Raw genomic sequence first — 12907 nt, 5'->3', positions numbered from 1 at the left:
TCTCCTGGGATCCGGGCGGATCAGCCGATCTCGGCCGGACCGCCCGGAGCACGCGGAGCGGACGCGGCCGGGCCGTCGGGCCCGCTGAGCCGGCCGACCGCGCTGTCCAGCGGCAGCGAAGCGGAGGGGTCCGACGCCAGCTCGGTGGCAGCCTGCTCGATGACGGTGATCCAGCCCTCCACCTGCGCGAGCGGCTGCGCTTTCCGGTCCGCCGGCAAGGCATGGACGGCGACGAGCCGCCGGTCGATCTCCTCGGCCGCGATCATCAGGCGCACACGGCCGTCGATCTGCGCCGCACCCGCGTCGGCGGAGATGACTGCCCGCATCGCGTCCCGGAGTCGACGGTGCAGGCGCGCCTCGGGGTCGTGCGAGCCCGCCCACGACGCGGGCACCGCCGAGGGGTACGGCAGGGACGACTCGCTGCGCAGGTGCGCGCGCGATGAGCGCACCAATGCGATCCCGAACAGCGTCGCCGCACAGGCGACAAGCAGCACCACGAGCGCGACGACGACGATAGCGACCTTCACCGGGTACCTCCGGAGGCTTGGTAATAGCGGTACAGCAATACCAGTATCACCACCACGACCAGCGCCGCGATCACCGCGGCGGCTATCTTGACCGCACTCCAGGGCCGCTGTCCCGAGACCTCGCCCGTCACGCCGTTGACGAAGACCTGAAAAGGCTTACCGCTGAACGTGACGGTGAGAAGCCACAGCGGTAGCAGCACGTACATGAAGTTGAGCATCGAGAAGCTGGTGCTGCGCTGGTGGATCCGCTGATAGTCGCCGCCGATATCGCGCCGGATGGTGCCTTCGATGATCGACTCCATGCGCGGCTTCGCCTGCGCCTCGAAGACCTGACCCGCGTCGCCGTCGTAGGTGCGCGCCAGGTGCCCGGCGACGAACTCGGGTCGGTACGGCTCGGCGTCCCCGACGGGCCAGGGCTCGAGCGCGCGTACCTTGTCGCCGTCCAATCCACCGTTGGCCAGCTCGGTGAGGTTCTCGAAGTCGTCGCGGACCCGCCCGCGCACCCGGTACCAGTTGATCCGGGTCTGCTGGCGCCCCTCCCGGTCCGTGACCGTGTAGCTGTCGCCGCGCTCACCCGTGTATTCCGTGAACGCCTGCGCGTCGTAACTGAAGTACGACATGTAGACGCTCGTGAACGAACCGAGGACGCGGTATCTCTTGAACTCGCGCGGGGCGAACCAGCGCTTGCCGATCCAGCGCTCGATCTCGCTGCGCGCCCGCTGTTCCCCGACGCGCATGGGTACCACGGCATCGACCGCGAGGCGCGCGGGTGCGTCCTGGACGTCGGTGCGCTGGATCGGGGCATTGCAGTACGGGCACCGGACCGCCGTGAGGGTGCCGCTGAAGATCGTCTTCCCGCCGCAGGACTGGCAGACCACCTGCTTGTCCACCGCCGGCGCCGCGAGCCCGCGCGCCTGCTGCTGGCGCAGCGCGGTCATCGCGGTGTTCAGGTCGTGCACGGGCAGGGTTGCATCCGGGTCGACCACTATCGGGTATCGCCGCCCGCAGCTCGGGGACTCCAGCTGAGCCGTCTCCGGCTCGAAGACGAGGTTGTCTCCGCACGACTCGCATGTATAGGTGCGGGTCTGTTCGGTGGTCTGGAGCATCGCGCGATCGGCGGCCACGGGTGCGTGGGCCCGCTGAGCCTGCGGCAGAGGCGGCGGCAGCGGCGGCGGCTGGGTCACTGCGCACCGCCGGCGGGCGGCTCCGGCGGCTGGTGGCCGGGCAGCGGCGGCGGGCTCTGATGGAAGAGCTGGGCGAGCTCGGCGACCTGGCCCGCCGGGGCCCAGCCGGGCATCGTCGGCGCCCAGACGAGCGTCTCGCGCGTGAGCCCCATCGATCGCAGCTGCGCGATAGGGAACGGCCCGGCGGCCTGGCCACCCTGGTCGACGTGATACACCGACGCGCCCGGGAGCGGCGGAGGCGCCTGCTGACCCTGCTGCCATTGCCCCTGCTGTGGGTCGCCCTGGAAGTTCTGCCCGAACTGCTGGGCCATGGCCATGCCCATCCCGGCGGCCATCATGTCGCCCATGGTGCCGCCACCGGGGTTCTGCGCTGACGCGAGCATCGCATCGCCCGCCCGGCCCTGCTGGAAGCGATTCATGTCACCCACGTTGTCTATGAAGCCCCGCTCCTCCACGCCGCGTGCGACGCCCCGGGTCATTGCCGCGGTTATCTCGTCCGGTAGCGAGATGTTCATTTCGATGGACTCGCACGTGATGCCGTACTGCGCCTGCACGCGGGTCTGCACGTACTGCCTCAGTTGATCGGCGAGCTGCACCTGGCGACCCTGGAGGTCGATCGCGCCCACACCGGTCTGCAGCAACATGTCCGAGAACGCGGTGGCGATGGTGCGGCGCAGTAGCTCGGCGATCTCGTCGGCGTCGACGTTGCTGTCCGTACCGATCACCTCGCGGAGGAACACCTCGGCATCGACGACACGAACCACGCACAGCCCGTTGGCGCGCACCTGGACCATGCCGAAGTCGGGATCGCGGATCGTGATCGGATTCGGGGTGCCCCACCGCAGATCCGTGATCGGACGGTGGTTGACGAAGTAGACCTCGCTGCGGAAGGGGCTCTTGAATCCGTGTTGCCAGCCCTGCAGGGTCGACATGATCGGCATGTTCTCGCTGATGAGTTCGTAGTGACCGGGGCCGTAGCGGTCCGCAAGCCGGCCGCGGTACACGAAGAGCGCCTCCTGGCCCTCGCGCACTATCAGCTGCGCGCCGTTCTTGATCTCGTTGTTGTAGCGCGGGAAGCGCCACGCCATTGTGCTGCGGCTGTCATCGATCCATTCGATGATGTCGACCAGCTCGCCTCGCACCCGGTCCATCAACCCCATCTGGCTCCTCCTCGGTTCCGATCCTCACCGTGTCTACCGGGTTCGGCTGGGAATCGGCTGAAACCAGACTAGTCCGGTCCAACCACGGCACCGTGACCCATATCACGGTACGCTCTAATGCGAATCGGATCTTTGTCAACATGAACATCTCGTGAACAAGTCCGTGGCGCCGCGCGTCAGGCAGCGACCCGGCCTACCTTGAGATCCCACCCCTACGTCTGGAGACACACATGGAACAGGGCGACCGCGTGCGGCTGATCAGCGAGACCGCCACCTATGGAACCGTCATCGGCAACGACCCGGTCAACGTGGCGGTGAAACTCGACGACGGACGCGCCGTGTCCGTCGAACGTCAGGAACTCGCCACGCTGACGTAGAGCCCTCCTTCCAGGGCCTCGACCCGGCGTCGGGTATGGCCGGTTCGCGCGCGTAGGCGAGCCGAACGATGGTGGGCGCGCACATCGCTCCGCTATCGTCCCGACGATGTCGCATTCCCCCGGGTCCTGGTGGCAGACGTGGTGGCAGCACGAGGTCATCGACGGCGGCAAGGGCCCGATCCTGCTGACCTTCATCGCCTTCGTGGTCACGTTCGCGGCCACGCGAACGATCACCCGGCTCATCCGAGCGGGCCGCGGCCCATTCCACAACGTCAGCAGCGGCGGCGTTCATCTCCACCACTCGACACCGGGAATCATCCTTCTGGTCACGGGCGGCTTCGTGGCCGTCGGGACACCCGGACCGTCTGCATGGATCTATGTAGCGGGGGCGATGATCGGCGTCGGAGCCTCGCTCGTTCTCGACGAGTTCGCGATGATCTTCCACCTCGAGGACGACTACTGGACCAAGGACGGGCAGCTCTCGGTCTCGGTCGTGAGCCTCGCGGCCGCGTGCCTGGGGCTCGCGGCGACCGGCCTGTCGCCGCTCGGGATCAACGGTCTTCCCGTCGGTATCGCGGTCGTGCGAGGCGTCGGCCTCGCGGTACTGGCGCTACATCTGGTCTGCGTCTGCGTCACTGCCGCGAAGGGCAAGTACCCGACGGCGCTGATAGCCGTCTTCCTCATCCCGGTCTCGGTGATCGCTGCGCTGCGGCTCGCGCGACCACACTCCCCATGGGCACGACGCTTCTACGGCCCGGAACGCCGGGCACACGCGGCCACCCGAACCGCGCGTTTCGATGCGCGGTGGGGGCCGGTCCGCCGACGCTGGGACAACGCTGTAGGCGGGGCGCCGTCGACGGAGCCGGCGACACCGCCTACCTCGCGAGCCGCGCCACGGACGGGTGACGGTGGATGAGGCCGCCGTCCGCACGGCAGAGGGCGCCTGCGCATAATCCGCCCAGCAGTACGCGTACGGGTGAATTATCCAAGGGCACCAACACAACTGGGGTTTCATGATCGTGGCGGGAAGCGGCGCCGAGGCGTAGGTTCGGCACGAAGCAGACGATCAGGAGTCGCCGATGGATCGATCACTGGGAGTCCCTGCGACGCGTGCCGACCTGAAGGCCGTCCCCGGGCCGCGATGGAATCCGATCCGTTCGGCCAGGATGCTGGTCCGGGATCCGTCGGCACTGGCGCGCACGCTCCATCAGCAGTACGGCGAGGTCGCGTTCGTCAACGCGCTGGGACGCGACGTAGTGATCGCCCAGGGCCCCGCGCTGGCCGAAGAGATCGTGCGGAACCGGGATCGCGCGTTCGCCAACGGCCCCGTCTACGGCTACGCGATCGGCCGCTTCTTCCAGCGCGGCGTCCTACTACTCGATTTCGAAGAGCATCGTGACCACAGACGAATCATGCAGCACGCCTTCACCACCGAGCGGCTGCGCGGATACGCGAGCGAGCTGCACCGGGTGATCACCGAGACCGTCGACGGATTCCCGACGGGTGAAGTGGAGATGCGCTCGGAGTTCAAGGCACTCACCCTCGATGTCGCATTGCGGGTGTTCGCGGGAATCGATCTGCCGCGCACCGATACGGAACGTCTGAACCGCGCCTGCGCCGATATGATCGCCGCGGCCGGATCGATGGTGCGTGCCCCCCTCCCGGGAACCCTGTGGCGCAGAGGAATCCGCGGCCGTGCGACGGTCACCGAGTTCTTCCGCGCCATTCTTCCCGCCAAGCGCGCCGACCCCGGGGCGGACCTGTTCTCAGCCCTGTGCTCCGCGCAGGACCCCGACGGCGCCGTCTTCACCGACGACGAGATCGTCGACCACATGGTGTTCATGCTGTTCGCGGCCCACGACACCGCTACGATCGCACTCACCTCCGCCGCATACCAGTTGGCGAAATCCTCTGATTGGCAGGAGCGTTCACGCGCAGAGGCGGTCGCCGCGCCCGACGTGCTCGGATACGGAGATCTCGCCGATCTGACGACCCTCGATCTTGTTATGCGCGAAGCGATTCGGCTGCGTCCGCCCGTACCGGCGCTGCCCCGTGCAACGCGGCACGACACCGCTCTGGGCGAGTACTTCATACCCGCGGGGACGTTCGTAGTCGTACTGGTGGAGGCCAACCACCACATGCCAGAGGTGTGGGAGAACCCCGACGAGTTCGACCCACTGCGCTTCACCCGCGACCTGCCGCACCGTATGGCGTGGATGCCGTTCGGCGGCGGGCCGCATCAGTGCCTCGGCATGAATTTCGCTCGCCTCGAAGTGCTGACGACGCTGCACCATCTGCTGCGCGCATTCGAATGGTCCGTGCCCACCGACCACGTCATGGACGACCGCGGCTTGACCTTCAACGCCGGCTTCACCGCAACGGTCCGGCGACGGTCCCCGATCCGTACGTGAGGGTGGTGCTCGTCGAACCTCGAACTGTGCCGTGGCGCAACGACCGGGGCGACGGTCTCACCCCGTACCTACCAGGACGCGAACGTCCTACGCCGCCTGGCGGACGGTCTGTGCCGCATCGCGGCGAGCTGACCTCTGCTCACTCGTCACCGCCGGTACTGCGGGGCATCTCGCACGTCTGACGCACGAAGCGACCACTAGGCCGTCCTCCGCTCCGCTAGTCACCGGACGGAGGGATCGCATCAACGCCGTCGAGAACGAGATCGACGAGACGGTGCGCGATATCCGGGTCGAGCTCACGGCGCCGTCCGAGGATCCGGAAGTGCATCGTCCCGATCAACGCCTCGTACGCCAGTTCCGCGACCGCGGCATCGACGATCTCTCCCCGTTCGACTGCTCGGTCGAAGATCCCCTGCGCCTTCGCGAATCGGTCAGCCCAGAATGCGTCGCGGGCCTGCCCGGCCGTCGTGCCGTTACTCGCCGCGTTGAGGTAGGTCAGGGCATAGCCCGGCGGAGTCCGCAGAAAGGCGGCGACCCCCTCGACGACGGCTACGAGGTCGCCGCGCAGGGAGCCTGTATCCGGCGCCGGAAGGGTCTCCTCCGATAGCGTCAGAAGAACGTCGCTGATCAGGGCGTCCTTGTTGCGCCACCTGCGGTAGATCGTCGTCTCGTGGACGCCCGACCGCGCAGCGACATCCCCGATGGTGACATCCGACAGCCCACGCTCGGACAGGAGGACGATCGCGGCCTCGATGACCGCACGGCGGGTACGCGCCGTTCTTCCTCCGGGCCGCGGTTTGGGCGTCCTCTGGCTCACAACACCATGTTAAACGCTAGTCGCCCTTGCATTAGCCTTGGGGCTGGTTCATAGTCATCGCCATGAACTACGCAGCCCAGCCCGAGTGGCGCACCATCCAGACCTACCTTCCCGAGGCCTTCCGCATGACCGACGAGACCGCGCCGACCGAGGAGTGGTGGGATCATCGCGGCCACCGGATCCATCTCGATACCTACCGCAACCCGCAGGCACCTGTGAAAGTGATCCTGTTCCACGGGGTCGGCACCAATGGCCGCCAGATGTCGACGATCCTGGGGCGCCCCCTCGCGACACGGGGCTACGAAACCATCGCGATCGACATGCCCACCTACGGCGTCACCGAGACCGCTCCGGATGCACTCGTGACCTACGACGACTGGGTCGCCATCGGTTCGGACCTCATCGACGCCGAACGTGCTGAAGATGACCGTCCGATCGTGCTCTACGGCCTGTCCGCCGGCGGCATGGAGACCTATCACGTCGCCGCGCTCAATAGGCATGTCGCAGGCATCGTCGGGATGACCTTTCTCGACCAGCGCGATCGCCGAGTGCGCGTCGAGACTGCTTTCGATCCGGTCAGCGGTCTGCTCGGGGCCGGCGTCATGGCGACGCTGGCCCGCACACCACTGCGCGGAATGCGGCTCCCGATGCGGTTGGTCAGCAAGATGCGCACGCTCGTGAACGACCGGGCGGCGAAACGCGCCTGCTATGCGGACAAGACCTCGGCAGGCAACAGCGCGACGGTCGCCTTCCTGCACAGCTACATGGCCTACCAGCCGGCGATCGAACCCGAAGACTTCGACATCTGCCCCGTGCTACTGACGCAGCCGGCAGCCGACAGGTGGACACCGCTCCATTTGGCGGAACCCTTCCTGTCCAGGATCCGCAGAGTGCCCGTGACGACGGTGATGTTGGACAACGCAGGTCACTATCCGCTCGAGCAACCCGGACTCGACCAGATGGTCGCCGCTGTCACGGAGTTCTGCATCGAGCGCATCGCAAGATAGTCACGGCCGGAGAGCTGCAACACCAGGACTCCGCGAATACGCGCCTGATCAGCGGCGTCACAGGTTCGCTCGGTCGCCACACACCGCGATGACGGCCATGTGGATCTTCACGGAGTGCCGGCGCACAAAGCTACTCTGGAGCCCCAGTGCGCAGCGATCGGGGCGACAGCCGGGGCGGACCATCAGTGGGACCCTGTAACCCACATGTACCCCTTGGATCCCCGATCCCTGCAGGTGAGAACCGCATCGGTGGCGATGACGCGAACCTTCGCACCCAACGTCGTGCACTCCTTACCTGCCGTATCCCATGTCGTGGTACTCAGCGGCATCCACGGGGCCCGAGTCATCCGACCTGCCAGAGGGCCGTCATCGTCGACTGCCATGCCGATGAGCTGCGCGGCGAACTCTGCGAACGTGGATTCGCGTGAGCACCGGGATCAGCCCGAGCCGATGTGTCGAGCCGCCGCCTCCCGGGCTGCGGATCCGCCACGGATGCTGGCGGATGCGGCGGGTGTCTCATGGACCGGTTGTCGCACCGGGTGCCGCGACGGGTAGGCCGACGTCACGACACGCTTCTTGAAGGCGATGGTCGTAGGTCACGAACGCGGTCACTTCTGATTCGACCTGTAGCGCAGCGGCGAGGTGCAGTGCGTCGAGGGATCGAAGGCTTGGTGATCCCACGGTCTCCGCGAGCGCGATGACCGGTTCCGACAGCGGAAGAATGTCCAGGCTGTCGAGAACGTACCGGGCTTGTTCGACGAGTCCTGATTCGCCCGCTCTCAGGACGGTCCGCATGACCTCGACGCGCGAGAGATCGCTACTGATAGACGCTTCGCCTTTCCGGCCCGCTAGCCAGCTCAGGAGAGACCGGGTCTCCTCCTCCTCGACGAGGAGCTTGATCAGGGCTGACGTATCCAGGTAGATCACTGTTCGTTGCGCATATCGTCGAGAACAGCCGACAGCCCGCGCTTCGTCGACCTCAGGGCGCGCGGCCGCAGCGATGCGAGGTCTCGTGAAGAAGCCTTCGCGGCCGTCAAGATCCCGGCTTCGATCAATGTCTGACGCGAACGCGCAGTCGCTGCAACAGGCACGAGGCGGGCCACTAGGCGCCCGTGGTTGGTCACTTCGAGCTCTTCACCGGCTTCGACTCGTGCCAGGTACTTCGACGCGTGCTGCCTTAGCTCGCGTACGCCGATGCTCTCCATACCGACAATGTAGCACCTTATGTGCTACCCGTCCACGGGTCTGTCAGACATCCCGGAAGTCATCGAGCATCTCGCGCGGGCCCAGCACTACTACGGTGGCGGCCATGACCGGTGACTGCATGGCGTGTGACCTGATCGCGGACCCGTCGACTCTCCCCGGCGGGAGGATCGCCGAGACCGACCGCTGGGTGGTCGAGCACTGCGTCGGACCCCTGGGCGCGGGAACGCTGATCCTCAAGCCGATCCGGCACGTGACCGCCGTCGCGGACCTGACCGACGACGAGGCAGCAGAACTGGGTCCATTGCTGCGGCGGTGCTCCCGGCTCGCCGCTGAGCTGGTCGGCGCGGAGCAGGTGTACAACACCCTGTGGTCGCACGCGGGCGGTGTGCCGGGGCACGTGCATTACGTGATCCAGCCGGTCACCCGCGAGCAGGTCGCGTCGACCGGCGTGTACGGACCTGTGTTGCAGATGCAGATGTTCGTCTCGGGCACCGCGCCGGACCCGGCAGCGGTCACCGCTGTCTGCGATGCGGCGCGCGAGTTGTGGGCGCGGATGGCGAGCTGACCCTTGCACACCTTCGCCCACCGCCGCGTCCGGGATCGCTCCCCGGGAGCCGGCTCGAATCGGACATGGGCGATTCGAGCAGGTGTATCAATCAACAGCACGTGGCCGCAGACGGTGGTCCAGCAGTGCATCGTTCACTTGCTGCGCAACAGTTTCCGTTACGTCGGCCGGCAGCACCGCGACGGTATCGTCAAGGCTCTCAAACCGGTTTACACCGCACCAACCGAGAGGGCGGCGCGGGATCGGTTCGCCGAGTTCACCGAGCAGTGGGGCCAACGGTATCCGGCGATCATCCGGCTCTGGGAGAGCGCCTGGGCCGAGAACGCGTGCGTTCCTCGAATACGACGTCGAGATCCGGCGGGTGATCTGCACGACCAACGCGATCGAGTCCATCAACGCTCGATACCGGCGAGCGGTCCGGGCCCGTGGACACTTCCCGAACGAGGCCTCCGCTATGAAGTGCCTGTATCTGGCCACCCGATCCCTTGACCCCACCGGTGGCGGACGGGCACGCTGGATGATGCGGTGGAAACCCGCCCTCAACGCGTTCGCGATCACCTTCGCGGACCGACTGGACTAGAGCCCAGTCAACCGATGATCCGCCGGGCTCACACGCCGTTAATCGGACAGTCCCTCCGGACTCGCCGGGGCGGTTCAATGTGTTGACACTAGGTCGATGTGGAGGCGTACGGCAGGGGCGCGAACGCCATTGAAGGTCAAGATACTGCCATGTTCCGTTTGCTGCGGCGGAAGCGTTGCCGGTAGGCGGTGGGAGTGAGTCCGGTTTGGCGTTTGAAGTGGTAGCGCAGGGTTTCTTCGGCGTCGAAGCCGGCGGTGATGGTGATGGTGCTGATCGGCTGTGAGGTTGTTTCGAGCAGGCTCATCGCTCGGTAGACGCGTTGCCGTATGAGCCACTCGAGTGGGGAGTGCCCGGTGTTGTGTCGAAAGCGTCGATGGAGGGTGCGCCTGGAGGTGTTGGCAAGGTCGGCCATGTCTGTGAGGTCGACGATGGAGTTGAGCTGATGGCTGAGTACTTGGAGGTACTCAGTGAATTCGCTGTCGATGTCGGCACCCAAGGTGTCTGTGTTGACGAATTGAGCTTGGTCTCCGTCGCGGTAGGGCGGGGTGACGAGGCGACGGGCCACGTCGTTCGCGGCTGCCGGGCCGTGGTCATGTTCGATCAAGCGTAGGCACAGGTCAAGACCGGCGGATGATCCGGCTCCGGTGATGACCTGGCCGTCTTGGACATACAGCTCGGAGGCGGTGACGCGCACTTCGGGGAACCGTCGTTGAAGAAGGCTGGCGTGCCGCCAGTGAGTGGTTGCACGGCGACCATCCAGGAGGCCGGCGGCAGCGAGCGCGAAAGCTCCAGTGCAGATCGACACCACCCGGGCCCCGTTGTCTGCGGCCGCCCGCAGGTGCGCGTTCCACTCGGGATTGCAGTTGCGGCTCGGGTCGGTCACGCCGGTCACGACCACGGTGTCCGCGGAGTCGATCTCCGCGAGGCCGTAGCCCGGACGTAGCACCGCTCCTCCAACGGCGTGGACGCCGCTGGCGGGGCCGCAGCTGCGCACATCATATCCGAGCGAGGGCAGGTCGCTCCAGGAGAACCCCAACGCTTCAACGACCGTCCCGTACTCGAACAGTGTCATTCCATCGCAGACCGGCAGAGCGACAATGTGAGACATGGCACAATATTACGCTTATCTGGCATAGCTGCCGGTGATATTGCATCGCAAGCCTCGGTAGCTTCGGACTACAGCCCAGATCGTTTGCGCTGCAACACACTCAGCTTTCTGCCGACTTTGGGGAGCCCCCCGTGACAGTCCAAGAACACCCGTACCCCCTCGATCGCGCTCACCCTCCAGTGGATGCCATCCGTGCGCCGCTTCCGTCCCGCGCCTACTCCTCACCTGAGATCCACAAACTCGAGATCGACACGCTGTACCGGGGCCGCTGGCTCTTCGTCGGGCCGGCAAGCGCCTACCGGTCAACAAACACCGCCGCCCCAGTGGACATCGCGGGCCTCGATCTGCTGATCACCTGCGACGAGGCCAACGATCTGCATGGCTTCTTCAACGTCTGCGCACATCGCGCCTGCCACCTGGTCACCGAACCCGCGACAGTCAAGCGCATCGCCTGCCCCTACCACGCGTGGGTTTACACCCTCGACGGCAACCTCGTCTCCGCCCGCAGCTTCGGCGGAGACGGCTCAACAACAATCCCCACCTCAGACCCGCAGGTCACCGGCCTTAAGCCGGTCTCCCTCGAAGTCTGGCACGACTTGTTGTTCATCAACACCGCACCGTCACCTCGACCGCTTCGAGACACCCTAGCCCCCGTGATCGAGCGCATCGGCTGGCTCCAGCTCGACCAGATGCAGTACCACTCCAGCCTCGAATACCACTTCGAAGCGAACTGGAAATTCATCGTCGAGAACTTCCTCGAGAGCTACCACGTTCCCTTCCTGCACCACACCCTCGACGGCTACTCGCCCGCAACCGGCCGCTACCAGTTCCAGCTCCCCGGCAACATCAGCGGCATCGGAACGCGGCCCTACGGTGCCGCACAGATCAACAACCGATGCCTGCCGACATGGCAGCCAACCGGCGGGCGTGACTACCCCGCAGACTTCGCGGAGTACTACGCGGTCCTCCCTAACCTGCTGCTCGGCGTCATGCCGGACCATCTCTTCGCCTGGTCCCTCGATCCCGTCGCCCCGGAGAAGGCGATCGAAAAGCTGCACTTCTTCTTCGTCGGGCCGCAGTCGACCACTCCAGACCTCGCCGAGCACATCCAGCTCACCCTCGACCGCTGGATGCAGGTCAACGACGAGGACTGGACCATCGTGCAGAACATGCACCGCGGAGCACGCTCCGAGTCCTTCAAGCGAGCCCTACTTTCACCGGTCATGGAACGCAACATCATCCGTTTCCAGCAACACATCATCGACCTCATCCCCGCAGCCGCACACGATCACACGCCCTGGACGGAGAACGGCAATGGCCATCACTGAAAAGCCGATGCACCGGTCACACGACCTCAACGGAGACACTGCGATGCTGGTCTCCCTCTACCGCGATTGGGCACCTGACTACGACCACGACGTTCTGCGCGACGGCTACACGGCCCCCTGGCTCACAGCGCAAATGATCACCATGACACTGCCGAACACCGAGACGGCAACAGTTCTCGACGTTGGATGTGGAACAGGACTTGTCGGCCGTGAACTCAAGCGCGTACGCGGCGGGCTAACGCTCATCGGCCTTGATCTTTCCCCGGAGATGGCAGCGATCGCCAACCAGACCGGCGCCTACGACCGAGCTGTAGGGGACATCAACCTGCTCTCCCCCTCAGTCAGCACCGACGCCGCGGTTCAGCCGGCCAACCATGTCGTGTGCTGCGGAACTCTGACTAACGGGCACATCGGTCCAGAGGGAATCGGCGCCCTCCTTGCACTCACCGCCCCGAACGGGCACCTGACCTTCAGCGTGCGCCTCAACCATTCCCGGGCAGAGGACTTCGCAGGCGCGGTCCACCGCCTCACCGAGGGCGGTGCCGCCACGTTAACAAGCGCCCTCTTCAACGCCCCCTACATCGGCGAAGAGGGGGCGGACTACTTCACACTCCGCAAGCCCACCGCCGCCTAGCCC

The 12907-nt window shown here is 66.0% G+C and carries 14 protein-coding genes and 1 pseudogene; 8 read left to right on the top strand and 7 right to left on the bottom strand.

The window, feature by feature from the left end:
* Positions 1–20: 20 nt before the first annotated feature.
* The 3 genes from P0W64_RS02450 to P0W64_RS02440 are packed head-to-tail and all read right to left on the bottom strand — an operon-like array spanning position 21 to position 2871.
* Entirely contained in the window at positions 21–527 is a 507-nt protein-coding gene (locus P0W64_RS02450; RefSeq protein ID WP_275478455.1) for a hypothetical protein, read from the bottom strand.
* Positions 524–1711: a hypothetical protein gene (locus P0W64_RS02445; protein ID WP_275478454.1), complete on the bottom strand. Its 1188-nt coding sequence runs from the start codon at positions 1709–1711 to the stop codon at positions 524–526. The genes P0W64_RS02450 and P0W64_RS02445 overlap by 4 nt, the downstream gene beginning before the upstream one ends.
* On the bottom strand, positions 1708–2871 hold the full coding sequence (locus P0W64_RS02440; RefSeq protein WP_275478453.1) for an SPFH domain-containing protein: 1164 nt from the start codon (positions 2869–2871) through the stop codon (positions 1708–1710). Before P0W64_RS02440 ends, P0W64_RS02445 begins: the two co-directional genes overlap by 4 nt.
* A 230-nt stretch (positions 2872–3101) precedes the next feature.
* On the opposite strand from P0W64_RS02440, the gene P0W64_RS02435 reads away from it, so the two are divergent.
* The 3 genes from P0W64_RS02435 (at position 3102) to P0W64_RS02425 (ending at position 5659) form a co-directional block, all read left to right on the top strand.
* The gene (locus P0W64_RS02435; RefSeq protein WP_275478452.1) at positions 3102–3248 is read left to right on the top strand and encodes a hypothetical protein; all 147 of its coding nucleotides are present in this window, start codon (positions 3102–3104) and stop codon (positions 3246–3248) included.
* A 106-nt stretch (positions 3249–3354) separates the two neighbouring features.
* A complete protein-coding gene (locus tag P0W64_RS02430) occupies positions 3355–4164 on the top strand; it encodes a hypothetical protein (protein WP_275478451.1) in 810 nt (269 codons plus the stop codon).
* Between the two features lie 163 nt (positions 4165–4327).
* Positions 4328–5659, top strand: a complete 1332-nt coding sequence (locus P0W64_RS02425) for a cytochrome P450 (RefSeq protein WP_275478450.1) — start codon at positions 4328–4330, stop codon at positions 5657–5659.
* Between the two features lie 217 nt (positions 5660–5876).
* Here the strand turns inward: P0W64_RS02425 and P0W64_RS02420 are convergent, their stop codons facing one another.
* Positions 5877–6476 carry a TetR/AcrR family transcriptional regulator gene (locus tag P0W64_RS02420; RefSeq protein ID WP_275478449.1) on the bottom strand — a complete coding sequence of 200 codons (600 nt, stop codon included), beginning with the start codon at positions 6474–6476 and terminating at the stop codon, positions 5877–5879.
* Between the two features lie 62 nt (positions 6477–6538).
* Between P0W64_RS02420 and P0W64_RS02415 the strand changes: the two genes are divergently transcribed.
* Positions 6539–7483 carry an alpha/beta fold hydrolase gene (locus P0W64_RS02415; RefSeq protein ID WP_275478448.1) on the top strand — a complete coding sequence of 315 codons (945 nt, stop codon included), beginning with the start codon at positions 6539–6541 and terminating at the stop codon, positions 7481–7483.
* A 516-nt stretch (positions 7484–7999) separates the two neighbouring features.
* Here P0W64_RS02415 and P0W64_RS02410 read toward each other — a convergent pair.
* Positions 8000–8410, bottom strand: a complete 411-nt coding sequence (locus tag P0W64_RS02410; protein ID WP_275478447.1) for a type II toxin-antitoxin system VapC family toxin — start codon at positions 8408–8410, stop codon at positions 8000–8002.
* Positions 8407–8688, bottom strand: a complete 282-nt coding sequence (locus tag P0W64_RS02405; RefSeq protein WP_275478446.1) for a type II toxin-antitoxin system prevent-host-death family antitoxin — start codon at positions 8686–8688, stop codon at positions 8407–8409. Before P0W64_RS02405 ends, P0W64_RS02410 begins: the two co-directional genes overlap by 4 nt.
* Before the next feature lie 104 nt (positions 8689–8792).
* On the opposite strand from P0W64_RS02405, the gene P0W64_RS02400 reads away from it, so the two are divergent.
* Both P0W64_RS02400 and P0W64_RS02395 read left to right on the top strand, forming a co-directional pair.
* Entirely contained in the window at positions 8793–9254 is a 462-nt protein-coding gene (locus P0W64_RS02400) for a hypothetical protein (RefSeq protein WP_275478445.1), read from the top strand.
* A 90-nt stretch (positions 9255–9344) separates the two neighbouring features.
* Positions 9345–9834, top strand: a pseudogene (locus tag P0W64_RS02395) (transposase); the annotation flags it as partial.
* A gap of 136 nt (positions 9835–9970) precedes the next feature.
* Here the strand turns inward: P0W64_RS02395 and P0W64_RS02390 are convergent.
* Positions 9971–10942 carry a helix-turn-helix domain-containing protein gene (locus tag P0W64_RS02390; RefSeq protein ID WP_275478444.1) on the bottom strand — a complete coding sequence of 324 codons (972 nt, stop codon included), beginning with the start codon at positions 10940–10942 and terminating at the stop codon, positions 9971–9973.
* Positions 10943–11121: 179 nt separating this feature from the next.
* Between P0W64_RS02390 and P0W64_RS02385 the strand changes: the two genes are divergently transcribed.
* Positions 11122–12270, top strand: a complete 1149-nt coding sequence (locus P0W64_RS02385; protein WP_275478443.1) for an aromatic ring-hydroxylating dioxygenase subunit alpha — start codon at positions 11122–11124, stop codon at positions 12268–12270.
* A complete protein-coding gene (locus P0W64_RS02380; protein ID WP_275478442.1) occupies positions 12257–12904 on the top strand; it encodes a class I SAM-dependent methyltransferase in 648 nt (215 codons plus the stop codon). The genes P0W64_RS02385 and P0W64_RS02380 overlap by 14 nt, the downstream gene beginning before the upstream one ends.
* Positions 12905–12907: the final 3 nt, after the last annotated feature.

It is taken from the genome of Tsukamurella sp. 8F, from assembly GCF_029167375.1.
GTDB lineage: Bacteria > Actinomycetota > Actinomycetes > Mycobacteriales > Mycobacteriaceae > Tsukamurella.
Note: the sequence above shows the minus strand (reverse complement) of the source record. Positions and strands in the feature narration are given on the sequence as shown.

What these genes read in the sequence shown, in the direction of transcription:
- P0W64_RS02440 (WP_275478453.1), bottom strand. Translation starts at nt 2,871, where the DNA reads ATGGGGTTGATGGACCGGGTGCGAGGCGAGCTGGTCGACATCATCGAA.
- P0W64_RS02435 (WP_275478452.1), top strand. Translation starts at nt 3,102, where the DNA reads ATGGAACAGGGCGACCGCGTGCGGCTGATCAGCGAGACCGCCACCTAT.
- P0W64_RS02430 (WP_275478451.1), top strand. Translation starts at nt 3,355, where the DNA reads ATGTCGCATTCCCCCGGGTCCTGGTGGCAGACGTGGTGGCAGCACGAG.
- P0W64_RS02425 (WP_275478450.1), top strand. Translation starts at nt 4,328, where the DNA reads ATGGATCGATCACTGGGAGTCCCTGCGACGCGTGCCGACCTGAAGGCC.
- P0W64_RS02415 (WP_275478448.1), top strand. Translation starts at nt 6,539, where the DNA reads ATGAACTACGCAGCCCAGCCCGAGTGGCGCACCATCCAGACCTACCTT.
- P0W64_RS02405 (WP_275478446.1), bottom strand. Translation starts at nt 8,688, where the DNA reads ATGGAGAGCATCGGCGTACGCGAGCTAAGGCAGCACGCGTCGAAGTAC.
- P0W64_RS02400 (WP_275478445.1), top strand. Translation starts at nt 8,793, where the DNA reads ATGACCGGTGACTGCATGGCGTGTGACCTGATCGCGGACCCGTCGACT.
- P0W64_RS02390 (WP_275478444.1), bottom strand. Translation starts at nt 10,942, where the DNA reads ATGTCTCACATTGTCGCTCTGCCGGTCTGCGATGGAATGACACTGTTC.
- P0W64_RS02380 (WP_275478442.1), top strand. Translation starts at nt 12,257, where the DNA reads ATGGCCATCACTGAAAAGCCGATGCACCGGTCACACGACCTCAACGGA.